This is a genomic window from Kitasatospora sp. NPDC058048, from assembly GCF_042885555.1.
Classification (GTDB): Bacteria; Actinomycetota; Actinomycetes; order Streptomycetales; family Streptomycetaceae; genus Kitasatospora; species Kitasatospora lactacystinica.
On the sequence record NZ_JBHVRT010000038.1, the window covers coordinates 64,254 to 88,947 of the forward strand.

General features: G+C 73.1%; 21 protein-coding genes. 12 read left to right on the forward strand and 9 right to left on the reverse strand.

Translation table 11 applies throughout. The features are described 5' to 3' along the window. The first annotated feature begins 144 nt into the window (after positions 1-144). The 6 genes from ACFVVA_RS31860 to ACFVVA_RS31885 all read left to right on the forward strand — a co-directional run bounded on the left by ACFVVA_RS31860 (position 145) and on the right by ACFVVA_RS31885 (position 7,172). Complete coding sequence (locus ACFVVA_RS31860) at positions 145-1,770, forward strand: ABC transporter substrate-binding protein (protein ID WP_387694222.1); 1,626 nt, start codon at positions 145-147, stop codon at positions 1,768-1,770. Positions 1,771-1,896: 126 nt separating this feature from the next. Then, the gene (locus ACFVVA_RS31865) at positions 1,897-2,823 is read left to right on the forward strand and encodes an ABC transporter permease (RefSeq protein WP_387694223.1); all 927 of its coding nucleotides are present in this window, start codon (positions 1,897-1,899) and stop codon (positions 2,821-2,823) included. 76 nt (positions 2,824-2,899) lie between these two features. Next, a complete protein-coding gene (locus ACFVVA_RS31870; RefSeq protein ID WP_359899595.1) occupies positions 2,900-3,814 on the forward strand; it encodes an ABC transporter permease in 915 nt (304 codons plus the stop codon). A 15-nt stretch (positions 3,815-3,829) separates the two neighbouring features. Beyond that, positions 3,830-4,882, forward strand: a complete 1,053-nt coding sequence (locus tag ACFVVA_RS31875) for an ABC transporter ATP-binding protein (RefSeq protein ID WP_387694224.1) — start codon at positions 3,830-3,832, stop codon at positions 4,880-4,882. A gap of 25 nt (positions 4,883-4,907) precedes the next feature. After that, entirely contained in the window at positions 4,908-5,966 is a 1,059-nt protein-coding gene (locus ACFVVA_RS31880) for an ABC transporter ATP-binding protein (RefSeq protein WP_387694252.1), read from the forward strand. Between the two features lie 156 nt (positions 5,967-6,122). Then, the gene (locus ACFVVA_RS31885; RefSeq protein ID WP_387694225.1) at positions 6,123-7,172 is read left to right on the forward strand and encodes an ABC transporter ATP-binding protein; all 1,050 of its coding nucleotides are present in this window, start codon (positions 6,123-6,125) and stop codon (positions 7,170-7,172) included. A 24-nt stretch (positions 7,173-7,196) separates the two neighbouring features. Here ACFVVA_RS31885 and ACFVVA_RS31890 read toward each other — a convergent pair whose 3' ends face one another. The 5 genes from ACFVVA_RS31890 to ACFVVA_RS31910 all read right to left on the reverse strand — a co-directional run bounded on the left by ACFVVA_RS31890 (position 7,197) and on the right by ACFVVA_RS31910 (position 13,390). Next, complete coding sequence (locus tag ACFVVA_RS31890) at positions 7,197-8,909, reverse strand: ABC transporter family substrate-binding protein (RefSeq protein ID WP_387694226.1); 1,713 nt, start codon at positions 8,907-8,909, stop codon at positions 7,197-7,199. Positions 8,910-9,058: 149 nt separating this feature from the next. After that, entirely contained in the window at positions 9,059-11,482 is a 2,424-nt protein-coding gene (locus ACFVVA_RS31895; protein ID WP_387694227.1) for a hypothetical protein, read from the reverse strand. A gap of 244 nt (positions 11,483-11,726) precedes the next feature. Continuing rightward, entirely contained in the window at positions 11,727-12,185 is a 459-nt protein-coding gene (locus tag ACFVVA_RS31900; RefSeq protein ID WP_387694228.1) for a DUF6113 family protein, read from the reverse strand. Further along, positions 12,182-13,090 carry an N-acetyl-1-D-myo-inositol-2-amino-2-deoxy-alpha-D-glucopyranoside deacetylase gene (mshB, locus tag ACFVVA_RS31905; protein WP_387694229.1) on the reverse strand — a complete coding sequence of 303 codons (909 nt, stop codon included), beginning with the start codon at positions 13,088-13,090 and terminating at the stop codon, positions 12,182-12,184. Before mshB ends, ACFVVA_RS31900 begins: the two co-directional genes overlap by 4 nt. Positions 13,091-13,195: 105 nt before the next feature. Next, positions 13,196-13,390 carry a DUF2304 family protein gene (locus ACFVVA_RS31910; RefSeq protein ID WP_049658010.1) on the reverse strand — a complete coding sequence of 65 codons (195 nt, stop codon included), beginning with the start codon at positions 13,388-13,390 and terminating at the stop codon, positions 13,196-13,198. A 313-nt stretch (positions 13,391-13,703) separates the two neighbouring features. On the opposite strand from ACFVVA_RS31910, the gene ACFVVA_RS31915 reads away from it, so the two are divergent. The 4 genes from ACFVVA_RS31915 to ACFVVA_RS31930 all read left to right on the forward strand — a co-directional run bounded on the left by ACFVVA_RS31915 (position 13,704) and on the right by ACFVVA_RS31930 (position 19,006). Beyond that, positions 13,704-15,857 (forward strand): prolyl oligopeptidase family serine peptidase, encoded by a 2,154-nt coding sequence (locus tag ACFVVA_RS31915; protein WP_387694230.1) that lies wholly within the window; start codon positions 13,704-13,706, stop codon positions 15,855-15,857. A 196-nt stretch (positions 15,858-16,053) separates the two neighbouring features. Further along, entirely contained in the window at positions 16,054-17,019 is a 966-nt protein-coding gene (locus ACFVVA_RS31920) for an ABC transporter ATP-binding protein (protein ID WP_387694231.1), read from the forward strand. After that, complete coding sequence (locus ACFVVA_RS31925; protein WP_387694232.1) at positions 17,016-17,738, forward strand: ABC transporter permease; 723 nt, start codon at positions 17,016-17,018, stop codon at positions 17,736-17,738. Before ACFVVA_RS31920 ends, ACFVVA_RS31925 begins: the two co-directional genes overlap by 4 nt. Positions 17,739-17,746: 8 nt before the next feature. Further along, positions 17,747-19,006, forward strand: a complete 1,260-nt coding sequence (locus ACFVVA_RS31930) for a sensor histidine kinase (RefSeq protein ID WP_387694233.1) — start codon at positions 17,747-17,749, stop codon at positions 19,004-19,006. Here ACFVVA_RS31930 and ACFVVA_RS31935 read toward each other — a convergent pair. Continuing rightward, on the reverse strand, positions 19,003-20,424 hold the full coding sequence (locus tag ACFVVA_RS31935) for a sensor histidine kinase (RefSeq protein ID WP_387694234.1): 1,422 nt from the start codon (positions 20,422-20,424) through the stop codon (positions 19,003-19,005). The two genes, ACFVVA_RS31930 and ACFVVA_RS31935, sit on opposite strands and share 4 nt — an antisense overlap. Then, positions 20,418-21,092 (reverse strand): response regulator, encoded by a 675-nt coding sequence (locus tag ACFVVA_RS31940; protein WP_387694235.1) that lies wholly within the window; start codon positions 21,090-21,092, stop codon positions 20,418-20,420. Before ACFVVA_RS31940 ends, ACFVVA_RS31935 begins: the two co-directional genes overlap by 7 nt. A 146-nt stretch (positions 21,093-21,238) precedes the next feature. On the opposite strand from ACFVVA_RS31940, the gene murJ reads away from it, so the two are divergent. Then, entirely contained in the window at positions 21,239-22,813 is a 1,575-nt protein-coding gene (gene murJ, locus ACFVVA_RS31945; RefSeq protein WP_387694236.1) for a murein biosynthesis integral membrane protein MurJ, read from the forward strand. Then, the gene (locus tag ACFVVA_RS31950) at positions 22,810-23,130 is read left to right on the forward strand and encodes a hypothetical protein (protein WP_387694237.1); all 321 of its coding nucleotides are present in this window, start codon (positions 22,810-22,812) and stop codon (positions 23,128-23,130) included. The genes murJ and ACFVVA_RS31950 overlap by 4 nt, the downstream gene beginning before the upstream one ends. A 110-nt stretch (positions 23,131-23,240) precedes the next feature. Here the strand turns inward: ACFVVA_RS31950 and ACFVVA_RS31955 are convergent, their stop codons facing one another. Continuing rightward, a complete protein-coding gene (locus ACFVVA_RS31955) occupies positions 23,241-23,732 on the reverse strand; it encodes a GNAT family N-acetyltransferase (RefSeq protein ID WP_387694238.1) in 492 nt (163 codons plus the stop codon). Beyond that, on the reverse strand, positions 23,729-24,670 hold the full coding sequence (locus tag ACFVVA_RS31960) for a MerR family transcriptional regulator (RefSeq protein WP_387694239.1): 942 nt from the start codon (positions 24,668-24,670) through the stop codon (positions 23,729-23,731). Before ACFVVA_RS31960 ends, ACFVVA_RS31955 begins: the two co-directional genes overlap by 4 nt. Positions 24,671-24,694 lie beyond the last annotated feature (24 nt).

The following is a 24,694-nucleotide window of genomic DNA, read 5'->3' on the forward strand; positions in this document are numbered from 1 at the left end:
GTGGAGCCGGTGCTGCGGCGATCCGGCGCCGCGTCAACTCGGCAGGGGGTCACGGCACCCGTCCGGGTGCACCTGACTCGCGCCGTCGCCGGGGCGCGCTTCTCATGGGGTGTGATGCGACACACACCCTGAGGAGGGACCTCCATGCCCGAAGCCGCCCGTGCTCGTTGGGTCCTCGCCGTTGCGACGTCCGTGGTCCTGGTGGCCACCGGGTGCAGTGGCAGCAACGGCGGAGGAGGCAGCGGCTCGTCGGACGCCAGCAAGACCTTCAGCTACCAGAGCAACGAGCCGCAGAACCCTTTGCAGCCCGCCAACGCGAACGAGGTCGGCGGAGGTCGCATCATCCAGAACCTCTTCAAGGGGCTGGTCGACTACGACCCCACCAACGCCAAGATCCGGATGCAGGTCGCCGACACGATCGACACCAGTGACTCGCTGACCTTCACCGTCACCCTGAAGGACGGCTGGAAGTTCCACGACGGCACCCCGGTGCACGCCCAGAACTTCGTCGACGCCTGGAACTGGGGCGCCAACCCCGCCAACAACCAGATCAACAGCTCCTGGTTCTCCGACATCGAGGGCTACCAGGACGTCCACCCGGCCTCCGGCCAGCCGACCGCGGACAAGATGTCCGGACTGACCGTCACCGACGACCTGCACTTCACCGTCAAGCTGAACCACAAGGTCTCGTACTTCGAGTACAAGCTCGGCTACATCGCCTTCTCGCCGCTGCCCGAGGGCTTCTTCAAGGACCCGGCCGGGTACGGGCAGAAGCCGGTGGGCAACGGCCCGTACCAGTTCGTCAGCTGGGCGCACAACAGCCAGGTGGTCACCAAGAACTTCCCGGACTACCAGGGCGTGGACAAGCCGAAGAACGGCGGCGTCGTCTTCAAGATGTACACCACGTCCGAGGCCGCCTACGCCGACCTCCAGTCCAACAACCTGGACGTGATGGACCAGGTGCCGCCGTCCGCGCTGGCCACGTACAAGAGCGACCTCGGCGACCGCGCGGTGGACGCGCCGCAGGGCGCCATCCAGAACATCGGCTTCACCCTCTACCAGGCCGACTGGGCCGCCCCGGAGAAGGCCCAGGTGCGCCAGGGCCTGTCGATGGCGATCGACCGCGCGACCATCACCAAGACGGTGCTGCAGGGCTCCCGCGCGCCGGCCAGCGCCTGGGTGGCGGAGGGCGTCCAGGGCTACAAGGCCGGCACCTGCGGGGACTTCTGCAACTTCGACCCCGCCAAGGCCAAGCAGCTGATCCAGCAGGGCGGCGGCGTCCCCGGCAACAAGGTGCTGATCACCTACAACGCGGACGGCGGCCACAAGGAGTGGGTCGACGCGGTCTGCAACTCGATCCGGCAGAACACCGGCGTCGACTGCCTCGGCGACCCGAAGCCCGACTTCAAGACCGCCCGCCAGGCCATCACCGCGCACCAGCTCAACGGCGCCTTCCGCACCGGCTGGGTGCAGGACTACCCGCTGAACGCCAACTTCCTGGCCGACGTGTACCGCACCGGTGCCGCGTCCAACGACACCGGGTACAGCAGCCCGCAGTTCGACCAGGCGGCGACCCAGGCCGACGAGGCCGCCAGCGTCGCCGACACGGTGACCGGCTACCAGCAGGCCGAGGCGGTGCTGCAGAGCGGCATGCCGGCCGTCCCGCTCTGGTACTACCGCACCAACTCGGGCTACTCGACCAAGGTGCAGAACGTGAAGTTCGACTCCTTCGGCAACCCGGCCTGGACGCAGGTCGAGGTCAAGGGCTGATCCCCGGGCCCTGGTCCCCGGACCCTGATCCCCGCGCACCGGCCCCGCCCTCCCCGCACGGAGGGCGGGGCGCGGTCTCCCGGCCGACCGGCCCGGCCCGGTCGGCCACACAGGAAGGAGGCTCGGATGGGCAGTTACGTGCTGCGGCGGGTGCTGCAGATGATCCCGGTGTTCTTCGGCACCACGCTGCTGATCTTCGTGATGGTCTACACGCTGCCGGGCGACCCGGTGGTCGCGCTGTTCGGCGAGAAGGCCGCGGACCCGTCGGTGGTCGCGAGCATCAAGCACACGTACTACCTGGACCAGCCGCTCTGGAAGCAGTACCTGCACTACATGGGGAACCTCTTCCAGGGGGACTTCGGAACCAGCTTCACCGGCCGCCCGGTCTCCGACATCATGGCGGACGCCTTCCCGGTCACCATCCGGCTGGCGCTGATGGCCTTTCTCTTCGAGATGATCGTGGGCCTCGCCCTCGGCGTGCTCTCCGGGCTGAAGCGCGGCAGCGTCGCGGACACCCTGGTGCTCATCCTGACCCTGGTGGTGATCTCGATCCCGGTCTTCGTGCTGGCCTACATCGCGCAGACCGTGTTCGCCACCAACCTGGGCTGGGTCACGCCGACGGTGCAGGACAGCTACGACCTCTCCCAGCTGATCCTGCCGGCGGTCGTCCTCGGCTCGCTCTCGCTCGCGTTCGTCGCCCGGCTCACGCGGACCTCCATCGGCGAGAACCTGCGGGCCGACTACATCCGGACCGCGACCGCGAAGGGCCTGCCCCGGCGGACCATCATCTCCCGCCACCTGCTGCGCAACTCGCTCATCCCGGTGGTCACCTTCCTCGGCACCGACCTCGGCGCGCTGATGGGCGGGGCGATCGTCACCGAGGGCATCTTCAACGTGCAGGGCATCGGCAACGTCCTGTACCGGGCGATCAACCAGAAGGAAGGCCCGACCGTGGTCGGCATCGTGACCGTCCTGGTGATCATCTATCTGGTCGCCAGCCTGCTCGTCGACCTGCTCTACGCGGTCCTGGACCCGAGGATCCGCTATGTCTGACATCCACGACGAGGACTCCTACGAACCGCACCCCAAGCCTGGTGTCTCCCGTCTCGACTACGCGGGGGAGCAGGGCATGGCGGTTGAGCAGGAGACCCTGGTCGAATCCGACGTGGAGAAGCGGGAGGAGGCCCGCAGTCTCTGGGGCGACGCCTGGCGGGACCTGCGCCGACGGCCGATCTTCCTGCTCTCGGTCGTGCTGATCGTGCTGCTGGTGCTCGTCGCGATCTTCCCCTGGGCCTTCACCGACGCCAACCCGCGCAGGGCCGACCTGGTGCACGACTACCTCCGGCGGCCGGACTGGACGGACTTCTTCGGCGCCGGCTGGTTCGGCTACGACGCCCAGGGCCGGTCCATCTACGCCCGGGTGGTCTACGGCGCCCGGGCCTCGATCACCGTCGGCATCTTCGTGACCGCCGCGGTCACCCTGCTCGGCGGGCTGACCGGCATGGTCGCCGGGTACTACGGCGGGGTCGTCGACGCGGTGGTCTCCCGGATCGTCGACATCTTCTTCGGGATCCCGCTGCTGCTCGGCGCCCTGGTGCTGCTGAACGCGTTCACCGTCCGCACGGTGTGGACCGTGGTGGTCGCCCTGGCCGTCCTCGGCTGGACCCAGATCGCCCGCGTCATGCGCGGCGCGGTGCTGACCGTCAAGCAGTCCGACTTCGTGACGGCGGGCCGGGCCCTCGGGGCCGGGACCGGACGGCTGATGCTCCGGCACATCCTGCCGAACGCGGTCGCGCCGGTGATCGTGGTGGCGACCATCGCGCTCGGCGGCTACATCGCGACCGAGGCGACGCTGAGCTTCCTCGGCATCGGCCTGCAGGAGCCGACCATCTCCTGGGGCATCGACATCTCCTCCGCCCAGAAGGTGATCCGGACCGCGCCGTACGTGATGTTCTTCCCGGCCGCGGCGCTCTCCATCACCGTGCTGGCCTTCATCATGATGGGCGACGCGGTCCGCGACGCCCTCGATCCGAAGCTTCGCTGAGCGAGGGAGCGCATCGTGAGTACAGCGGTGGACACCACCGGGCGCGAGCAGGAGGCGCCGTACCAGGGGCCGCTGCTCGACGTGCGGGACCTGCACGTCGAGTTCGTCACCCGGGACGGCGTCGCCAGGGCCGTCAACGGCGTCAACTACTCCGTCGCGGCGGGGGAGACGCTGGCGGTGCTGGGGGAGTCCGGCTCGGGCAAGTCGGTGACGGCGCAGGCGATCATGGGCATCCTGGACATGCCGCCGGCCAGGATCCCGCGCGGCGAGATCCTCTACCGGGGCCAGGACATGCTCAGGATGAGCAAGGAGGAGCGGCGGCGGATCCGCGGCCAGAAGATCGCGATGATCTTCCAGGACGCGCTCTCGGCGCTGAATCCGGTGCTCAGCGTCGGCTACCAGCTGGGGGAGATGTTCCGGGCGCACCGGAAGGTCTCCCGCAAGGAGGCCCGGGACCGGGCCGTGGAGCTGATGGACCGGGTGCGCATCCCGGCCGCCGGGCAGCGGGTGAACGACTATCCGCACCAGTTCTCCGGCGGTATGCGCCAGCGCATCATGATCGCGATGGCGCTGGCGCTGGAGCCGGACCTGATCATCGCGGACGAGCCGACCACCGCGCTGGACGTGACGGTGCAGGCGCAGGTGATGGACCTGCTGGCCGAGCTGCAGGCCGAGTACAACATGGGATTGATCCTGATCACCCACGACCTCGGTGTGGTCGCGGACGTCGCGGACAAGATCGCCGTGATGTACGCGGGCCGGATCGTCGAGACGGCCCCGGTGCACGAGCTGTACGCCCGGCCCGCGCACCCGTACACCCGGGGACTGCTGGACTCCATCCCCCGGCTCGACCAGAAGGGCCAGGAGCTCTACGCGATCAAGGGCCTGCCGCCCAACCTCCTGCGCATCCCCGAGGGCTGCGCCTTCAACCCCCGCTGCCCGCGTGCCCAGGACCGCTGCCGGACCGAGGTGCCGGAGCTGTTCCCGGTGAGCGAGGAGGACGGGACGCCGCTGGAGGGGCGCGGCAGTGCCTGCTTCTTCTGGAAGGAGACCCTCCATGACCGTTAACGGGTCCAGCGCACTGGGCGCGGCGATGCCGGAGGAGGTCGCCTTCGAGCAGGAGGTGCCGCGCGGCCGGCCGATCCTCGAAGTCCGGGACCTGGTCAAGCACTTCCCGCTCACCAAGGGCGTCCTGTTCAAGAAGCAGGTCGGCGCGGTGAAAGCGGTCGACGGGGTCACCTTCGACCTGATGCAGGGCGAGACGCTCGGGATCGTCGGCGAGTCCGGCTGCGGCAAGTCCACGCTGGCCAAGGTGCTGATGAACCTGGAGCCGGCCACCTCGGGATCGGTCCGCTACAAGGGGGAGGAGATCTCCCGGCTCTCCGGGGCCGGGCTGAAGGCCGTCCGCCGGAACATCCAGATGGTGTTCCAGGACCCGTACACCTCGCTCAACCCGCGCATGACGGTCGGCGACATCATCGGTGAGCCGTTCGAGATCCACCCCGAGGTGGCGCCCAGGGGCGACCGCCGCAAGGCCGTCCAGGACCTGCTGGACGTGGTCGGGCTCAACCCGGAGTACATCAACCGGTACCCGCACCAGTTCTCCGGCGGTCAGCGCCAGCGCATCGGCATCGCCCGCGGTCTCGCGCTCAAGCCGGAGATCATCATCTGCGACGAGCCGGTCTCGGCGCTGGACGTGTCCGTCCAGGCGCAGGTGATCAACCTGCTGGAGCAGCTGCAGGGCGAGTTCAACCTGTCGTACATGTTCATCGCGCACGACCTCTCCATCGTCCGGCACATCTCCGACCGGGTCGGCGTGATGTACCTGGGGAAGATGGTCGAGATCGGCAGCGACGCGGAGATCTACGACCACGCCACCCACCCGTACACCCAGGCGCTGCTCTCCGCGGTGCCGGTGCCGGACCCGAGGGCGCGGGAGATCCGGGACCGGATCGTGCTCACCGGCGACGTGCCCTCGCCGGCCAACCCGCCGTCCGGCTGCCGCTTCCGCACCCGCTGCTGGAAGGCGCAGCAGCGGTGCGAGGCCGAGGAGCCGCTGCTGGCCGCGCCGTCCTGGCTGGACGGCGCGGCGCGGCACGACTCGGCGTGTCACTTCGCGGCGGAGAGGGAGGCCGGGCAGGGCGCCGGCTGAGACCGGTCGATGACCAGGGCGCGTCCCCGCCGGCGGGGACGCGCCCTTTCCCGTGACGGAAAAGAGATCTGCCGCAGGCTCGCCAAGTGCGGTCCGGTCCTTGATAGTTGCTCTGCGCCCAGCAGTGGGTGCCGCGGCGCCGGGGAGGCTGCTCTGATGGACGCGGTGGAGCTGATCGGCGGCGGTCGGGGGAGCGCGGAACCCGGGACGCCGCTGCTGGAGGTCGACGACCTGCACGTGGAGTTCCGTACCCGGGACGGCGTCGCCAGGGCCGTCAACGGGGTGAGCTACTCCGTCGCGGCGGGGGAGACGCTGGCGGTGCTGGGGGAGTCCGGCTCGGGCAAGTCGGTGACGGCGCAGGCGATCATGGGCATCCTGGACATGCCGCCGGGGCGGATCACCGCGGGGCGGATCCTGTTCCGCGGCGAGGACCTGCTGACCATGGGTGCCAACGCCCGGCGGTCCGTCCGCGGCGGGCACATCGCGATGATCTTCCAGGACGCGCTCTCGGCGCTGAATCCGGTGCTCAGCGTCGGCTACCAGTTGGGGGAGATGTTCCGGGCGCACCGGAAGGTCTCCCGCAAGGAGGCCCGGGAGCGGGCTGTGGAGCTGATGGACCGGGTGCGTATCCCGGCCGCCGGGCAGCGGGTGAACGACTATCCGCACCAGTTCTCCGGCGGTATGCGCCAGCGCATCATGATCGCGATGGCGCTGGCGCTGGAGCCGGACCTGATCATCGCGGACGAGCCGACCACCGCGCTGGACGTGACGGTGCAGGCGCAGGTGATGGACCTGCTGGCCGAGCTGCAGGCGGAGTACAACATGGGATTGATCCTGATCACCCACGACCTCGGCGTGGTCGCCGACGTCGCGGACAAGATCGCGGTGATGTACGCGGGCCGGATCGTCGAGACGGCCCCGGTGCACGAGCTGTACGCCCGGCCCGCGCACCCGTACACCCGGGGACTGCTGGACTCCATCCCCCGGCTCGACCAGAAGGGCCGGAACCTGCACGCCATCAAGGGCCTGCCGCCGAGCCTGCTGAACCCCCCGGAGGGCTGCGCCTTCAACCCCCGCTGCCCGCGCGCCCAGGACCGCTGCCGGACCGAACTCCCCGCGCTGACACCGGTGACCGGCGAGCACGGGACGGAGCTGGCGGGCCGCCGCAGCGCCTGCCACTACTGGCGCGAGACGCTGCACGGCTGAGGCCGCGCCCGGCCCGGCCGGCGGCTACTTCGCGAAGCCGACGTTCTCCCAGACGATGTCGGACAGGCCCTGCGCGCCGATGTTGGCGAGGTCGGCGCGGGCCCCGTACAGCTGCGGGCGCTGGTAGAGCGGCAGGACGCCGGCCACCTTCCAGAGCTCCCCGTCGGCCTGGTTGATCGCCTCGGTGGCGGTGGCGGCGTCGCCCGCGGCCGCCGCCCGGTCGAGCGCGGCGTCCACCGCCGGGCTGCCCGCCCCGACGTGGTTGGTGCCGCCGCTCTGGACGAAGTTGGCGCGGTTGCCGCTGGCCGGGAAGGGGGTGCCGATCAGCGAGTAGGCGGCGATGTCGAAGTCGTTGCGGTTGACGTACTTGTCGAAGAACTCGTTGGCGGGGGCGGTCACGGTGGTGACCTTGATGCCGACGTCCTTGAGCATTCTGGTGGCGTTGGCGGCCTCGGCCTGGGCCGGGTTGACGCCGGCCGGGACGACCATCCGCAGGTTCAGCTCGCGGCCGTCCTTCCTCCGCACGTCGCCGTCCAGCTTCCACCCGGCCGCGTCCAGCTTGCGGGCGGCCTCTGCGGGGTCGTAGCGGGCCAGGCCCAGGGAGTTGTCGCGGTAGCCGTTCTGGTTGGTGACCAGCAGGTGGTTGTTGAGCGGGACGGCGGGCCAGTCCAGGCCGCTGAGGTCGGAGCGGATCACCACGTCCCGGTTGATCGCCTGGAAGACGGCCTGGCGCACGGTCGCGTCACCGAGCGCGGGAGTGCGGGCGTTCAGGGTGAGCTGGCGGAAGTCCGGTCCGCCGGCCCGGCGCACCGCGGCGCCCTTGGTGTTCCTGACCACCTGGTAGCCGGCCACGTCCGGGCCGATGTTGACGAGGTCGAGCTGTCCCTTGGCGAAGGCGGCGGGCATCGCGTCGGGCAGCATCGCGTGGAAGACGATCCGGTCCAGCACCGGCTTGTCGCCCCACCAGGAGGGGTCGGCGACCAGGGTGACGGTCTGGGCGGCGCGGTCCAGCTGCTCGACCTTGAACGGGCCGGCGGTGACCGGGAACGCGTCCAGGTAGGAGGAGTTGAACAGCTCCGGCGTGGAGATCCGGCCGGCGGGCAGCAGCGGGGCGTTGCCGGCGCTGTTGAACATCGACTGCCACTCGGAGAACGGGTGGTCGAAGGTCATCACGGCCTGGAAGTCGTCCTTGCCGCGCTCCACCGCGGAGACCAGCTCGAAGCCGGTGCTGCTGGAGGACTTGTAGGCCGGGTCCTTCCCGTTCAGGGCGCGCCAGTTGGCCTCGATGTCGCGCCAGGTGATCGGGGTGCCGTCGGACCAGTGGGCCTTCGGGTTGAGCGTCCAGGTGACCACCTGCCGGCCGTCCCTGAGCTCGGCGTGCGCCTCCTGCAGGTAGGCCGGGTTGGGGGTCTGGGTGCCGGCCGCGTCCGAGCGGAAGAAGGTCGGCAGCAGCGGCTTGCTGACCATGACGGTCGAGGACTCGCTGCCGTCGGTGTGGATCGGCGACCACTGGCGGGAGAACTGGGCGATCGCCAGGTTCAGGGTGCCGCCCTGGCGCAGCCGGGCCCGGTCGTGCGGGTTGATGTCGACCGAGGTGAGCTTGGGCGACGCGAGGGCGGCCGTCGGCGCCTCGGCGGCGTCCTGACCGGAGGTGCAGGAGCAGAGGGCCAGCGAGAGGGTGAGGGCGGTGAGACCGGCGAGCAGGGCCGTCCCGTGGTGCTGGAGGCGGCGGCGCATCGGCGTGCTCCCCGGGGTGGATGTGGCGGATGGTGTGGCGTCACATCTTGCTGACCGGGACGGGTGTTGTCGAGGGGCGGGCCCGGATGCGGGCCCGCCCCTCGTGCGGTGCGGGTGCGGCGGACGCGGACGCGCCGCCCCCGACCGCGTCAGACCACGAACTTGAAGGTGCGGTCCTTGTCGCCGGTCTTGTCGAGCACCGAGGTGATGCCGTCCGCGACGTCCTGCGGGGTGATCGCGGCGACCTGGCCGTTCTTCTTGACCTTCACCTTGTCGAACGCGGTGCCCAGCTGGGCGGCGAGCGCGTCGAGATCCCACTTGGGCACGATCTTGCCGGAGGCGTCCGGAACGAGGGTGAGCGCCTTGGCGGCGGTCTTCGGGCCGAAGTCCCAGGACTTGGCGCCGGCCACGACGTGCACCTTGCCCGCGGCGATCTGCTTGCCGAGGGTGTCGGCGGCACCCTGGAGGGCCTGGGTGGAGATCTTCGGCTGGGCGGCCGTGACGGCCAGGGCGATCGGCTGCTCGGGCTTGCCGTCGGCGCGGTCGCGGTAGGCCTGCGCGATCACGTCCAGGGCGCTCGCCGAGTCCACCGCCTGGCCGGCCCGGCCGGGCACGACGATCGGCTCGCCGTTGACGTCGCCGAACTTGACGTAGCCCTCCTGGAGGCCCTGGCCGGAGCCGGCCGCGAGGGTGTCGAGAGCGGCCTTCAGCTTGGCCTTGTCGACCTTGACCTCGGGGGCGACGGTCTTGGTGCCGCCCTTGAGCGACTTGAAGACGTCCAGCGGGTTGTAGCTGTGCTGGGCCAGGCCGTCCACGGTGGCGGTGGTGTCGAAGCTCAGGCCGGCGACCGCCGGGTCGAGGTCCACGGCCTGGTCGCCGATCTTCAGCTTGAGCGGCTGCTGGCCGGCCTTGCCGACCGACTCGTCCAGCTGGTGGATCGCCTGGTCGCGGCTGCTGCCGCCGATCTCGGCGCCGAGCACCACGGTGCCCTTGGGGACGTCGGACTGGTTGAGCATCAGGCCGGTGCCGTACGCGGCGGCGCCGAGGAACAGCACCGCGACGACGCCGTAGACGCCCAGCTTGACCAGCTTCTTGCCGGCCCCGCCGCGCTTGGCCCTGGCCGGGGCGGCGGGCTCGGCCTTCGCCTTGGCGGGGGCCGGAGCGGGGGCCGGGGCGGCCTTGGAGCCCTTGCCGCCCTTGCCGCCCTTGGCGTTCCTGGTCTCCTCGGAGCCCTCGGGCCGGGGGCCGGGGGCCGGGGCCGGCAGCGGGGTGACCGCGGTGGCCTCCGGGTCGCCGGGCTGCGCGGCGGTGCCGGGCGCGCCCGGGAAGAGGGCGCCGGGGCCCGCCGGAGCGGCGGGGACCTCCTGGCCGTGGCCGGGGGCGGCCGGGCGCTGGGCGGCGAACGGGTCGGTGCCGGTCGGGGCCGAGGCGAACAGGCCCGGCTGCGGACGGCCGTCGGCGCCGTTCGGGGCGCCGTTCCGGGGCAGCCCAGGTATCGCGGCGGGCGGCGGGGTGTTGTCGCGGATCGGCGCGAAGCCGTCGACGGAGGTGTCCTCCGGGTTCGGCTCGGTGACCGGCCCGGCCTGCGGGTGCGGCGCGGGCGCCTGGTGGCCGTTCGGCTGGAAGCCGTTCTGCGGGCCGGGCTGCTGCGGCCCGCCCGGCCGGTTCTTGCGCTGCTGACGGTTCTGCGGCTGCCCGTTCTGCTGCCCGTTCTGCTGTCCGGGGTTCTGCTGCCCGCCGTTGCGCCGGGGCAGGCCCTGCGGGCCGGCGTCGGGAACGGAGGTGCCGAACGGGTCGGTGACCGGCGCGAACGGGTCGGCGGCCTCGTACACGCCGGGCTCCTCCACCGGGGCCTCGGCGTGGAACGGCGCGGCGGGCGCGGCTGCCGGGTTCGGCTGCTTGCCCTGGGAGGGCACCGGCCGGCCGTTCGGGGCGCCGTTGCGGGCGCCGTCGGCACGGGCGGGCCGGCCCGCGGCCGGACCGGCACCCTGCGGGCGCGGCTCGGCGCCGCCAGGGGCGACCGGGGCCTCCGTGGTGCCCACGGCACCGGCCGGAACGGTCGCCGGAGCCGCGGCCGGCGCGGACTCGGCGGTCGCGGCCTTCTTCTGGCGCGGACGGAACCAGGCGCCGGTGGACTCCGACTCCGAGGTCGCCGGCGGGATCGGCGGGATCTGCCACTCCGGCGGCAGGTTCGGCGGGGCGGCCTGGCGGCCGCCGTCGTCCATCACACCGAGGACGGGCGAGGTCGGCGCGGAGCGGTGCCGCGGGCCGCCCGGTTCGGCGGCGGCGGCCGGGGCGTCATCGCCCGGGCCGTCCTCGTTCTTGACGGTGCTGCGGACGACGACCGGCGGGATCGGACGCGAGCCGGGGATGTTGATCCGGACCCGGGTGGTCAGGGTGGTCTCGGTCTTCGGACCGTCGTCCTCGCCGCCCGACGCGGTGCCCGGTCCGGCGTCGGCCCGGTCGCCGCCGGGGAGCCCCGGCGTGCCGTAGGGCGGTGTGCCCGACGGGTAGGCGTCCGGGCCCGTGCGCCGGGGCGTCGGGTGGGCGTTGTCAGATTCGCGGCTGCTCAATGCTGCTCTGCTCCGGGTTCGCGGGCGGGCCGTGCGGCGCGACCGCGGTTCGTGGTCGCCGGGCCTTGGCTGGGGCGGGCGGCGGTCGGGTACGGCGTTCTGCGGGACCACCATACTGGGAAGAACTGAGCGGCGAACGGCTTCGGACAGATCCTGATACGTCCGGTTCCTCCGGTATGAGAGTAAGGCCGTACGCTCCTGACTGCTCGTCGTACGCGGTACGGTACGCCGTGCACGACCCGGGTCAGCGCGGGGGGCCGGGCACCCCGGGGAACCAGCTGGTGCGGGTGGGCAGGGTGGCGCAGATCACGCCCAGCACCGACCCGGCGAACAGCCAGGCCAGCGAGGTGGCGTTGGACCACAGCACGTTGTCGCCCTCGGGCCGGGGCACGATCAGCAGCAGCATCGCCAGGAACCAGCCGGCCGCGGGCGCGCCCGCGCCGAGCCGGGTGCCGGTGACCCGCAGGCCGGCGTAGAAGGTGGCGCCGGTCGCGGCGAGCGCCAACAGGACCCCCACCGGCGGCCACAGGGCCTGCACAAAGGATCCGCAGACCGACACCGCGGCACCCAGCAGGAAGAACAGGACGTAGGCCCCGATCCGGGCGGCGCGCGGGGGCTGGGGCTCCGCCAGCCGCTCCTCGCGGGTGCCGAGGACGGCGGCGGCGAGCGTGCGGCGCGGCGGTGTGGCGTCGGACTTGCTCATCGGGTGCCCTCCTCGGCGTGGGCGGCGTCGAGCGGAAGGCCGGCGAACAGGTCGTCCTCCGGCCCGCCCGGCCCGGCCTGGCCGTGCACCAATTGGTAGTACTCGGTGGTGAACAGCGGCTGGGCGAGGTCGTTGGAGAGCGCGAAGAAGGCGCCGTCCACGGTGATCTGGGTGGCGTGGGCGGTCAGCGCGGCGGCCTTGCGCCCCGCGTACGCCGCGCCGTCCAGGACGGTGGTGACCACCTCGTCGTCGACCACGCCGGGGACGTCGGAGGGCTGCGCCACGCCCGGGAAGGACGCCTTGGCGGCGGCCTCGGCGAGCCCGGCCTCGATCACCGAGCGGGGCATCCGGTTCCAGTACACCTTGGCGATCCGCCAGGCCGGGCCGAGCTCCGGCCGGTGCGCCGGGTCGGCGGCCAGCTCGTGGGCGCGCGTCGCGACCCGGTGCGCCTGGATGTGGTCCGGGTGCCCGTAGCCGCCGTCCGGGTCGTACGTGACCAGCACCTGCGGGCGCGTCTCGCGGATCACCGCGACCAGGTGGCCGGCCGCCTCCTCGACGTCCGCCCGCCAGAAGCAGCCGGGCACGTCGTTCTCGGGCACGCCCATCATCCCGGAGTCGCGGTAGCGCCCCGGGCCGCCGAGGAAGCGGAAGTCGGTCACGCCGAGGGCGCGCATCGCCTCGGTGAGCTCGCCGATCCGGTGCGCGCCGAGGGTGTCGTCCCGATCGGCCGTCAGGTGGGCCAGCCGCGCGGGGATCACCTCGCCGCCCTCGCCGAGGGTGCAGGTCACCAGCGTGACCCGGGCGCCCTCGGCGGCGTACCGGGCCATGGTGGCGCCGTTGCCGATCGACTCGTCGTCGGGGTGCGCGTGCACCAGGAGGAGGCGGCGGCCGGTAGTCGCGGTCATGGGAGGAAGCCTAGGGCCTGTCGTCGCGCTCCCGTCGTCCGCCCGGACGGCGGGCGGGGCGGGCGCGCGTGCGACGACAGGCCCTCGCGGGCCGCGGTGGCGGGGTCAGAGCCTCAGGCCGTTGATCATTCCGGCGAGGTTGCTGGTGACCTGGCTGATCGACGGGGCGATCGAGCTGGACGCCAGGTAGAAGCCCAGCAGCGCGCAGACGATCGCGTGCGCCAGCTTCAGGCCGGACCGGCGGATCAGGATCACCACGATGACCAGCATCAGCACGGCGGCGGAGATGTTCATGGCCATGTCGGCTCACACCCCTTCTCGGGCACGCCGCCCGGGGGAGAGCGGCGAGGGACGGTGCGGGACTGGGGGCTGCGGGTGACCGCGGTCCGGGACGGGGCCGGGCGTTCACTCGCGCGACAAGTCATACCCGATGAGTGAGGGTGTCATTACCCTCGGTGAGTCCGCGCGCGCCGGGGCATCGTGGCATCCGAGGGGCGCGTGGGCCGGTCGGAGGCGGTTTGGACCTCTTTGGGGCGTACTTGTCGACGATGCTCCGAACGAGTGATCAGCGCACGCCCGGGGGTGGTGGTCCGTCGTCATAAGGTCTGGTGCCATGACCTCCCACACCTCTGCCGACACCTTCCCGAGGCAGTACGCGCGGACCCTGCGCTACACCGTCGGCGCGCCCCGCTCCTTCTCCGTCGCGCCGGACGGCTCGCGGGTCGTCTTCCTCCGCTCGCGATCCGGCCGCGACCGGGCCAACCTGCTCTGGACCCTCGACACCGCCACCGGCGAGGAGCGGGTCGCCGCCGACCCGGCCGCGCTGCTCGGCGGCGGCGAGGAGGACCTCTCGCCGGCCGAGCGGGCCCGCCGCGAGCGCAGCCGCGAGGGCTCGGCCGGCATCGTCGGCTACGCCCTGGACGCGGCCGGGAAGCTGGCCGCCTTCGCCCTCTCCGGCCGCCTGTTCACCGCCGACCTGGCCACCGGCGCGACCGCCGAACTGCCCGCCGAGGGGCCGCTGCTGGACCCGCGCCCGTCCCCGGACGGCGCCTACGTCGCGTACGCCAACACCGCCGGCGAGCTGCGGCTGACCCGCACCGACGGCGGCGGCGACCGGGTGCTCGCCGAGCCGGACGGCCCGAACGTCACCTGGGGCCAGGCCGAGTTCATCGCGCAGGAGGAGATGGACCGCGACCGCGGCTTCTGGTGGTCCCCGGCGGGCGACCGGCTGCTGGTCGAGCGCGCCGACGACAGCCCGGTGCGCCGCTGGTGGATCGCCGACCCGGCGAACCCGGACCGCGAGCCCGCCGAGGTCGCCTACCCGGCGGCCGGCGGCGCCAACGCCGAGGTCGGGCTCTGGCTGCTCGACCTGCACGGCGGGCGCACCGAGGTGGTCTGGGACCGCGAGGCCTACCCGTACCTGGGCCGGGTGCACTGGTCGAAGGGCGGCGTGCCGCTGCTCCTGGTCCAGACCCGCGACCAGCGCGGCCAGCGGATCCTCGGCCTGGACGCCGCCACCGGCGCCACCGAGGTGCTGCACGAGGAGAAGGACGGCGTCTGGCTGGAGCTGTTCCCGGGCGCGCCGGCCTGGACCCCGGACGGCAAGCTGGTCCGGATCTCCGACGAGGGAGGCGTGCGGGCGCTGGTGATCGGCGACCGCGCCGTGACCGGGGCCGACCTGCACGTCCGCTCGGTCGTCGCGGTCACCGAGCGGGAGGTGTTCTTCGGCGCCGCCGGCGGCGCCGAGGAGACCGACCCCGAGCCGGGCTGGATCGGCGTCGGCCGGATCAGCCACGACGGCACGCGACTGGGCTGGGAGTCCGCCAACGGGCGGCCGTTCACCTCCGTCACCAGCGCGGTGCACGGCGGCGGGATCACCGTCCGGGCCACCGCCGAGCCGGACCTGCCCGGCACCCTGGTCCAGGTCGCCCGGGACCTGCCCGAGGGCCTGGCGGTCGACGACGTCGCCACCATCGCCTCGTACGCCGAGACCCCGGTCATCACCGCCCGCCCGGTCTTCCGCTTCGCCGGCGAGCGCCGCATCCCGGCCGCCGTCTTCCTGCCCACCGGCTACGACCGGGAGCGGGACGGCCTGCTGCCCGTCCTGATGGACCCGTACGGCGGCCCGCACGGCCAGCGCGTCGTCCAGGCGCACAACCCGCACCTCAACTCGCAGTGGTTCGCCGACCAGGGCTTCGCGGTGGTCGTCGCCGACGGGCGCGGCACGCCCGGGCGCGGGCCGGCCTGGGAGAAGTCGATCGCCTTCGACTTCGCCGGGGCCACCCTGGACGACCAGGTGGAGGCGCTGCGGGCGCTCGCCGGGGAGTTCCCGCTGGACCTCGACCGGGTCGCCGTCCGCGGCTGGTCGTACGGCGGCTACCTCTCCGCGCTCGCCGTGCTGCGCCGCCCGGACGTCTTCCACGCGGCGGTGGCCGGGGCGCCGGTGACCGACTGGGAGCTGTACGACACCCACTACACCGAGCGCTACCTCGGCGACCCGGCCGAGCGGCCCGAGGTGTACGCCGCCAACTCGCTGAGCGGGTACGCGGCGGGCCTGGAGCGCCCGCTGATGATCATCCACGGGCTGGCGGACGACAACGTGGTAGCCGCGCACACCCTGCGGCTGTCCTCGGCGCTGCTCGCCGCCGGGCGCCCGCACACCGTGCTGCCGCTGTCCGGCGTCACCCACATGACCCCGCAGGAGGAGGTCGCGGAGAACCTGCTGCTGCTCCAGGTCGACTTCGTGAAGCGCTCGCTGGGGATGTGACACCCGTCCGACCAGCGCTTTCGGCGGCCGGTGCCCCTGACGGGGGTACCGGCCGCCGGCATGACATCCGTCATGCCGGAGGCACGACGGCGGACACTGCCGCCGCCACCCGCCCGCGCGGGACTCTGAGGAGGTGCGAACAGCACCCGACCGTGACACCACGGGCGTGACACCATCAGAGGACAGGAGCCGGGCGATGGGTACCGAGGTGGCCGCCTTCCGCGGCGTGGGCAAGAGCTACGGGCGGGTGCGCGCCGTGGACGGACTCGACCTCGTGCTGAGGCCGGGAGAGACCGTCGCCCTGCTCGGACCGAACGGCGCCGGGAAGTCCACCAGCCTGGACCTGCTGCTCGGCCTGCGCGAGCCCGACCGGGGCAGCGTGACCCTGTTCGGCGGCACCCCGCGGGCGGCGATCGAGGCCGGCCGGGTCGGCGCGATGCTGCAGAGCGGCGGGCTGATGACCGACGTCAAGGTGCGCGAGCTGGTGCGGCTCGCCTGCGACGTGCACCCGCGCGGCCGGTCGGTCACGGAGGTGCTGACCGACGCCGGGATCACCGAGCTGGCGGAGCGGCGGGTCGACAAGCTGTCCGGCGGCCAGGAGCAGCGGGTCCGCTTCGCCCTGGCCATCGCCGGCGACAACGACCTGATCGTGCTGGACGAGCCGACCACCGGCATGGACGTCAGCGTGCGGCAGTCGTTCTGGGCGAGCATGCGCGCGCAGGCCGACGCCGGGCGCACGGTGCTGTTCGCCACCCACTACCTGGAGGAGGCCGACTCGATCGCCGACCGCGTCCTGGTGCTGCACCGGGGCCGGCTGATCGCCGACGGCAGCTCGGCGGAGATCAAGGCGCGGGCCGGCGCCCGCCGGGTCGCCTTCGAACTCCACGACGCGGACGGCGGGTTCGAGGAGTCCGTGCTGCGCACCCTGCCGGGCGTGCAGTCGCTGGACGTCACCGCGAGGGTCCCGGGGGTGCGGACGGTACGGATCCGGACCGCGGACGCCGACGCCGCCGTGGCCGGGATCTACCGGGCGGGGCTGTACCCGCGCGGGCTGGAGGTCGCCGGCGTGGGCCTGGAGCAGGCCTTCCTGACCATCACCGGCGAGCTGGACCGCGAGGACGGCGCCGGCCGCGAGAGCACCGAGAAGGAGACCGTGCGATGACCACCCTGATCCGGCTGGAGATCCTGCGGACCCTCCGCAACCGGCGCTACCTGCTCTTCACCGTCGCCTACCCGGCGCTGATGTACTTCTTCTTCATCAACGCCTACGGCTCCACCCAGCTCGCCGGTGGCCTGCCGGTGAAGACCTACTTCATGGTCTCGATGGCCACCTTCGGCGCGGTCGGCGCGGTGCTGACCGGCAGCGCGCAGCGGATCTCGCTGGAGCGCAAGAGCGGCTGGGTGCGCCAGCTGCGGCTGACCGCGCTGCCCGGCCGGGCGTACACCGTCGGCAAGATCGCGGCGACCGCCGTCACCACGCTGCCGGCGATCCTGGTGGTCTTCGCGGTCGGCGCGAGCCAGGGCGTCTCGCTGAGCGCGCCGCAGTGGCTCGGGCTGGCGGCCGCGCTCTGGCTGGGCAGCTTCGTCTTCGCCGCGCTCGGGGTGGCGCTCGGGTACGCGGCGGCACCGGACGCGGTGCAGCCGATCGTGATGATCACCTACATGGCGATGGCCCTGCTCGGCGGCACCTGGTTCCCGGTGAGCGGCTCGCTGGAGAGGTTCGCCCGCTTCAACCCGGTGTACCTGTACAACCAGCTGGCCGACTTCACCCGGCCCGGGCACTCCCTGGACACCGGCGCGGTCGCCGGGCTGGCCGCCTTCCTCGTGGTGTTCGGCGCCGCCGCGGCGGCCCTGTACCGCCGCGACAGCCGCCAGGCATGATGATCGACATGAGTGACGCGCGCCAGGCCCACCGCCCCGACGAACCGCCGGAGGTGGGCGTGGCGCGCGCGTCCTTCATGAACGTGCCCGGTTCCCCGGTGGAGAGCAGGCGCCAGCTGCTGGTCAAGGTCGCCTGGATGATGCTGTGGATGCTCTACCTGGCCTACCCGGCGGGCGACCTGCTGAACGGCGGCCACACCACGGCCGGGACGGTGCTCGGCTGGTGCTGCCTGGCCGGGTTCGTGGTCGCCTACGTGCTGCTGGTGGTCTTCCGCTCACAGGCCGGGATGCGGCCGCGGGCCTGCCTGGTGATCGTCACGACGATGGTCGGGCTCGCCGTCGCCGCCCCGGTCGGCCTCGGAGCCGCGTTCCTGACGCTGTTCATCTACGCCTCGGTGTGCGTCGCGATCATCGTGCCGACCCACTACGCGCTGCGCGCCCTGGTCGCCATGGCCGTGCTCACCGCCGCCGTCGGGACGGGCATCGGGGCCGGCGTCGGCAACGTCTCCACCTTCGCGCTCGGCGCCTTCCTCTCCGGCGTCGCGATGACCGGTCTGCAGCGGCTGGTCGCCACCATGAAGGAGCTGCGCGAGGCCCGGGCCGCGGTCGCCCACCTGGCGGCCTCCGAGGAGCGGCTGCGGCTGGCGCGCGACCTGCACGACCTGCTCGGGCACTCGCTGTCGCTGATCACCCTGAAGAGCGAGCTGGCCGGGCGGTTCATGGACGCAGGCAAGGACGAGGCGGCGCGGGCGCAGGTCGCCGACATCGAGCAGGTCGCCCGGCAGTCGCTGATCGACGTCCGGGAGGCGGTGACCGGCTTCCGTCGCCCGACCCTGCCGGTCGAACTGGCCGCCGCCCGTACCGCGCTGGCCGCCGCGCAGGTCCGGCTGGAGGCCGCGCCGGAGCTGGTGGACGCCTGGCCGTCGCTGGCCGACGAGGAGACCGGGGCGCTGGCCTGGGCGCTGCGCGAGGCCGTCACCAACGTGGTCCGGCACGGCGAGGGCGCCACCGTCTGCACGGTGACCGCTGACGAGAGCTGGGAGGCGAGCGGCGAGCGCTACGCCGTCCTGGAGATCACCGACAACGGGCGCGGGCCGGGCAAGTCCCAGCCGGGCAACGGCCTGTCCGGGCTGGAGGAGCGGCTGGCCCTGGTCGGCGGGCGGCTGGAGACCGGGCCGGGGGAGCGGGGGAGGGGCTTTCGGCTGCGGGCCTCGGTGCCGCTGCGGACGGTGTCCGCGGCCACGGCCCAGGCACACCCGGAACCCTAGGAGTCCCGTCCGGCCGACGGCAGTTCCAGCACGAAGCGGGCGCCGTGCGGGGCGTGGGCGACCCGCAGGGTTCCACCGTGCCGGGTCGCGATGTCCGCCGAGATGGCCAGGCCCAGGCCGCTGCCGCCGGCGTCCCGGCTGCGGGCCTCGTCGAGCCGGGTGAACGGCTCGAAGATCCGCTCGCGGTCCTCCGGCGGCACGCCCGGGCCGTCGTCCCGGACCTCCAGGACACAGCCGTGCACGGTGTGCCGCACGGACAGCACCACCTCGGCGGCCGCGTGCCGCTGGGCGTTGTCCAGCAGGTTGCGCACCAGCCGGTGCAGCCGGATGCGGCTGCCGCGCACCAGCACCGCTTCGGGCGCGTCCACCCGCAGGGCGAGCCGGGCGCCGACGACCGGGCGGTACTGGTCGGCGAGTTCGCGCAGCACGGCGGACAGGTCGACGTCGGTGAGCCGGCCGGCCGACGCCGGGTGCGAGTCCCGGGCCAGGAACAGCAGGTCCTCGGTGAGCTGCTGGAGCCGCTCGACCGAGGTGAGCGCCTCCCGGGTGGTGGCCGGCCAGTCGGTGCGCTCGGGGTGCGCCAGCGACACCTCCAGATTGGTGCGCAGCGCGGCGATCGGGCTGCGCAGCTCGTGCGAGGCGTCCGCGACGAAGCGCTGCTGCTGCACGGCGGAGCGCTCCAGCCGGTCCAGGGTGGCGTTGGTGGTCCGGGCCATCCGGGTGAGCTCGTCGCCGGCGCGCGGCACCGGGACGCGGCGGTCCAGCCGGTGCTCGCCGATCTCGGCCAGCCCGGCGCGGATCGCCTCCACCGGGCGCAGCGCCCGGCTGGTCGCCGCCCAGGCCACCAGCGCGACCAGCAGCGCGGCGGCCGGCACGCCCAGCTGCAGCACCGGGTCGATGGTGTGCAGCGAGGCCTCGGCGGCGAACGGGGTGACCAGCACGTACACCGTGAACGGGCCGGCCATCGGCTTCGTCTGGTCGCCGTCCTTGCGCAGCAGGGGGCTCCAGCTGCCCATCGCGGTGAAGGTGCGTCCCGAGTAGCGGTTGGCCGCGGCCGTGCCCGCGGGGCCGACGGTGACCCGCTGGACGGACTGCCAGTCGTCCCGGGCCAGGTGCGGTACGGAGGCGGGCGGGGGCCCGACCAGGTGCTGGGTGGTCAGCGTGCCGCCCATGAACAGCACCTGGCCGTCGCCGCCCAGCACCACGTACGGCAGCCTCCAGTTGTCCACCAGCTGCTGGCCGAGCTTGTAGCCGTTGCTGAGATCGTGGGACTGCGACTTGGCCTCCGCCTGGGCGGCCTCCAACTGGGCGTCGTACAGGTGGCCGCGCAGCCACCAGGCGCCGCCGCCGAGCAGCAGCAGCGCGGTCAGTCCGGCCGCCAGCGAGGTGCGCAGGCGGGTGGAGAGGCGGCTCAGCACGGTGCGGTCTCCAGTCGGTAGCCGGCGCCGCGCACCGTGGTGATCGAGCGGACGCCGAACGGGGTGTCCACCTTGCGGCGCAGCATGCTGACGTACACCTCGACGATGGACTCCTCGCCGTCGAAGGCGATGTCCCACACCTCGTCGACGATCCGGCGCTTGGAGAGCACCTCGCCGGGGTGCTCGGCCAGGCAGCGCAGGACGGCGAACTCGCGCTCGGTGAGGGTGATCTCGGCGCCGCCCCGGCCGCAGCGGCGGCCCGCCGGGTCCAGCCAGAGGTCGCCGACCCGCAGCAGCGGGCCCGGGGTCTGGCTGCGGCGGAGCAGGGCGCGCAGCCGGGCCAGGAAGACCAGGTAGGAGAACGGCTTGGTGAGGTAGTCGTCGGCGCCGGTGTCCAAGCCCTCGGCCTCGTCGTACTCGCCGTCCTTCGCGGTCAGCATCAGGATCGGGGTGGTGACGCCGCCGACGCGCAGCGCCTCGCACACCTTGTAGCCGTTCAGGCCGGGCAGCATGATGTCGAGCACGATCGCCCGGTAGGCGTGCCGCTGGGCCAGCCGCAGGCCGGTGAGACCGTCGGGGGCGAGGTCGACGGTGTAGCCCTCCGCCTCCAGGCCGCGCCGTACGGCCGCCGCGACCTGGGCGTCGTCCTCCACCACCAGAATCTCCATGCGGATCAGGATGCCATCGGCGCCGGATCCGTTCCTTAAGTCGCCTTCAGCTTTCTCAGCCTCGCTTCAGGGGAACCGGAGCATGCTCTCGCCGGGTTCGCCGATCCGTCCGGGTCGGCGCTGCTCGGACCGGGAGGGACCGGCGGATGAGTGTTCTGGAAGGCCCCGCGGTGCCCGTCCGGCACCGCAGGCCGCGCCGTGCGCTCCCGCCCGGCCTGGTGATGGCGGCCGGGACGGTGGTCTCCCGGGCCACCGGCTTCGTCCGCTCGGCGCTGCTGGTGGCGGTCCTCGGCTCGGGGCTGCTCGCGGACGGGTACAACGTGGCCAACACGGTGCCCAACATCCTGTTCGTGCTGCTGATCGGCGGTGCGCTGAACACCGCGCTGGTGCCCCATCTGGTGCGCGCCGCCGAGGAGTCGGCGGACGGCGGGGCGGCGCACACCGACCGGCTGGTGACGGTGCTGGTGGTCGCCCTGCTGGTACTGACGGCGGTCGTGGTGCCCGGTGCGCCGTACCTGGTGCGGGCCTACACCTCGTACGACGGTGCCCAGTTGGACCGGACGGTGCTGCTGGCGTACCTGTGCCTGCCGCAGGTGTTCTTCTACGGGCTGTTCACGGTGCTCGGCCAACTCCTCAACGCCCGGCGGCGGTTCGCGCCGATGGCGTGGGCGCCGGTGCTCAACAACCTGGTGGTGATCGGGGTGTTCGGCGCCTTCGTCGGCCACCGCTCCTTCGACGAGCGGGACCTGACCGTGCTCGGGGCGGGAACGACGGCCGGCGTGGTGGCCCAGGGCCTGGTGCTGCTGCCCTGCCTGCGGGCGGCCGGGGTGCGGCTGCGGCCGCGCTGGGACTGGCGGCGGGCGGGACTCGGCGAGCCGCTGCGCGCCGCCGGGTGGACGCTGCTGCTGGTCCTCGCCGACCAGGCGGGCTACTGGGTGGTCACCAGGCTGTCGACCTCGGTCGGCGCGCAGGCCGCCGCGGCCGGGCTGCCGGGCGTCGGGTACACCGCCTACAGCAGCGCGTACCTGCTGTGGATCGTGCCGCACGGGGTGGTCACGGTGTCGCTGGTGACGGCGGCGGTACCCGCGCTCAGCGCGTCCGCCGGCTCCCCGCGGGCCGTGCGGGCGCTGCTCGCCCGGACCGTGCGCACCATCGCGGTGGTCACCGTCCCGGCGGCCTGCGGGCTCGCGGTCCTCGCGCCGCAGCTGTGCGCGCTCGCCTTCGGGCACGGGAGCACCGACCCCGCCGACGTCCGGGCCATCGCCGGAATGCTGACCGCCTTCGCGCCCGGCCTGGTCCTCTACTCGGCCTCGTACGCGCTGACCCGCGCCTTCTACGCGCTGGGCGACAGCCGCACGCCCTTCCTGCTCAACCTGCTGCCGGTCGCCGCCACGGCCCTGGGGGCGGTGCTCTGCCACCGGCTGCTGCCGCTGCGCTGGGCCGTCACCGGGATGGCCGGCTGCTACGGGGGCTCGTTCCTGCTGACCGTCCTGGGCGCCTCCCTGCTGCTGCGGCGACGCCTCGGCCCGGTGCGGGTCCTGGGCGACCACGCCAGGCTGCTGCTCGCCGCCCTCCCGGCCGCCACCGCGGCCTGGTGGACCGCGCGGTACGGCCTGGCGCCGGCCGCCGCCACCCTCGCCGTCGGCTACCTCCTGCTCGCCCGCCTCCTGCGGGTCGACGAACTGTCGGCCCTCACCACACGATTGCGCAGACGCCCATGACTCTCCTTCCCACCGATGTCGCCCGTGTCCTCGACGTCCTCCTCCCGGAGGGCCACCCCCTGCGCGCCCAGGTCCCGCACCTGCGCGTGGAGTCCCGCTGCCGGTGCGGCTGCAGCACGGCCCTCTTCGCCGGCGTCGCGGACGGCGCCCGTTCGGACGTGGTGGCCGAGGCGGCGATCGGCTCCGACGGCGAGATCCTGCTCTTCGCCGAGGACGGCCGGCTCTCCTGGCTGGAGGTCTGCTCCTGGAGCGATCCCAAGCTCACCCTCGCCGACGCGGCCCGCTTCCTGCGCGGGGAACCCGGGCGGCCGGGGTGAGCGTCCTTTCGGACATGCCCACCGTTCTCGTGCTCGGCTTCGACCCGCACACCGTCCCCGGCACGGACGGCGACGCCGTGCGGGCCCTCCTCGACGCCCGCCGGCATGCCTCAGCCGAGGTCGGCCAGGTCGCGGCGGTAGGCGAGGGCGGGGCGGTCGCCGAGGAGGAACTCGTGCCGGAACGCGAAGCCGTTCCGGGCGAGGACGGTCTGCGAGGCGGGGTTGTCGCGGGTGGTGACGGCGGTGAGGAAGCGCAGTCCGTACCCGGTGGCGGCGAGCCGGCACGCCTCGGCGACGGCGGCGGTGGCGACGCCGCGGCCGGCGGCGGACTCGGCCACCCGGTAGCCGATCTCGGCGCCGCCGTCGGCGAGGTCGACGAGGTTGACGCGGCCGACCAGCTCGCCGGCCGCGTCGCGGACGACGTGGAATCGGCAGGTGCCCGCGGCCTGTTCGGCGAGGAGGGCGGCGTGGCGGTCCGCGAACCCGGTGAAGTAGTCGTCACCGCGGTCCGGGATGCTGCGGGCGAAGTGGGCGCGGTTGGCGCGTTCGAAGCCGAGCAGTTCCTCGGCGTGGTCGGGGCACAGCGGTTCCAGGGTGATCATTCCGACAGTCTGGCCCGGAGGGCCTCGGTGAACCACTCGAATACGTCCCGCAGGTTCTCCGGCACCGGCCAGCCGTTGACGGTCGCCATCAGCTGCCAGTAGCGCTCGGCCCGGGGGTCGTCGGCCGTCCCGAGGCGGTCTAGCAGCCACCGCCGCAGCGCGGTGTCGTCCGGGCGGCCGAAGGCCTCGGCGTAGGCGGCGGCGAGGGCGGCGACGACGGGGTCGGCCTCGGGGGAGGCGGGGGCGACGCCGGCCGCCAGCGCGGTCCGGACCAGGGAGGTCACCGTCCCGGTGAGCTCGACGTGCAGGCCGGTGCGGTCCCCGTCGGCGCGCTCGGCGGCCTGGTGCTCGGCCATCCGGCGCACCGCCGCGCGGAAGTCCGGGTCCTGGACGAGTTCGCCCAGTTCCACCCAGGCCTCGACCTGCTCCGCCCTTGGCTCGTCGGGCAGTTCGGGCATGGCCGAGCGCATCATGGCGACGAACTCCGGGTTGGCGTCCAGACCGCCGAAGACCTCGTCGACGAAGTCGTGGATCAGACGCCGGCGTTCGGCGTCGGAGAGCGCGGCGAGCTTGTGCATGAGTCTCATCTCCTCGGGTGTGGAACCGCGTTGGGCGACGGCGAGCAGCACCGCCCGGCGCAGCCGGAGGGTGCGGATCTGCACCTCCAGCGCCTCGGCGTGCGCGGCGGCGACCTCCCGTAGCGGGGCCTCCCGCTCCAGCACCCGGCGGATCGCGGGCAGGTCGAGCCCGAGTTCGCGCAGGGTGCGGACGAGGTCCAGCCGGGCGAGCGCGTGGACGTCGTACCGCCGGTAGCCGGCCGCGGTGCGGCCGGTGGGCGGCACCAGGCCGGTGTCGGCGTAGAACCGGATGGCCTTGACGGTGAGTCCGGTGCGCCGGGCGAGCTCGCCGATCGAGTAGAGCATGTCGCTGCCGTCCATGGACCTCACTCTGGACCCTCCCCT

Excerpts from the sequence above, each read along its gene's own strand:
- ACFVVA_RS31860 (WP_387694222.1), top strand. The coding sequence starts at position 145 with ATGCCCGAAGCCGCCCGTGCTCGTTGGGTCCTCGCCGTTGCGACGTCC.
- ACFVVA_RS31865 (WP_387694223.1), top strand. The coding sequence starts at position 1,897 with ATGGGCAGTTACGTGCTGCGGCGGGTGCTGCAGATGATCCCGGTGTTC.
- ACFVVA_RS31870 (WP_359899595.1), top strand. The coding sequence starts at position 2,900 with ATGGCGGTTGAGCAGGAGACCCTGGTCGAATCCGACGTGGAGAAGCGG.
- ACFVVA_RS31880 (WP_387694252.1), top strand. The coding sequence starts at position 4,908 with ATGCCGGAGGAGGTCGCCTTCGAGCAGGAGGTGCCGCGCGGCCGGCCG.
- ACFVVA_RS31885 (WP_387694225.1), top strand. The coding sequence starts at position 6,123 with ATGGACGCGGTGGAGCTGATCGGCGGCGGTCGGGGGAGCGCGGAACCC.
- ACFVVA_RS31890 (WP_387694226.1), bottom strand. The coding sequence starts at position 8,909 with ATGCGCCGCCGCCTCCAGCACCACGGGACGGCCCTGCTCGCCGGTCTC.
- ACFVVA_RS31900 (WP_387694228.1), bottom strand. The coding sequence starts at position 12,185 with ATGAGCAAGTCCGACGCCACACCGCCGCGCCGCACGCTCGCCGCCGCC.
- mshB (WP_387694229.1), bottom strand. The coding sequence starts at position 13,090 with ATGACCGCGACTACCGGCCGCCGCCTCCTCCTGGTGCACGCGCACCCC.
- ACFVVA_RS31910 (WP_049658010.1), bottom strand. The coding sequence starts at position 13,390 with ATGGCCATGAACATCTCCGCCGCCGTGCTGATGCTGGTCATCGTGGTG.
- ACFVVA_RS31915 (WP_387694230.1), top strand. The coding sequence starts at position 13,704 with ATGACCTCCCACACCTCTGCCGACACCTTCCCGAGGCAGTACGCGCGG.
- ACFVVA_RS31920 (WP_387694231.1), top strand. The coding sequence starts at position 16,054 with ATGGGTACCGAGGTGGCCGCCTTCCGCGGCGTGGGCAAGAGCTACGGG.
- ACFVVA_RS31925 (WP_387694232.1), top strand. The coding sequence starts at position 17,016 with ATGACCACCCTGATCCGGCTGGAGATCCTGCGGACCCTCCGCAACCGG.
- ACFVVA_RS31930 (WP_387694233.1), top strand. The coding sequence starts at position 17,747 with ATGAGTGACGCGCGCCAGGCCCACCGCCCCGACGAACCGCCGGAGGTG.
- ACFVVA_RS31940 (WP_387694235.1), bottom strand. The coding sequence starts at position 21,092 with ATGGAGATTCTGGTGGTGGAGGACGACGCCCAGGTCGCGGCGGCCGTA.
- murJ (WP_387694236.1), top strand. The coding sequence starts at position 21,239 with ATGAGTGTTCTGGAAGGCCCCGCGGTGCCCGTCCGGCACCGCAGGCCG.
- ACFVVA_RS31950 (WP_387694237.1), top strand. The coding sequence starts at position 22,810 with ATGACTCTCCTTCCCACCGATGTCGCCCGTGTCCTCGACGTCCTCCTC.
- ACFVVA_RS31955 (WP_387694238.1), bottom strand. The coding sequence starts at position 23,732 with ATGATCACCCTGGAACCGCTGTGCCCCGACCACGCCGAGGAACTGCTC.
- ACFVVA_RS31960 (WP_387694239.1), bottom strand. The coding sequence starts at position 24,670 with ATGGACGGCAGCGACATGCTCTACTCGATCGGCGAGCTCGCCCGGCGC.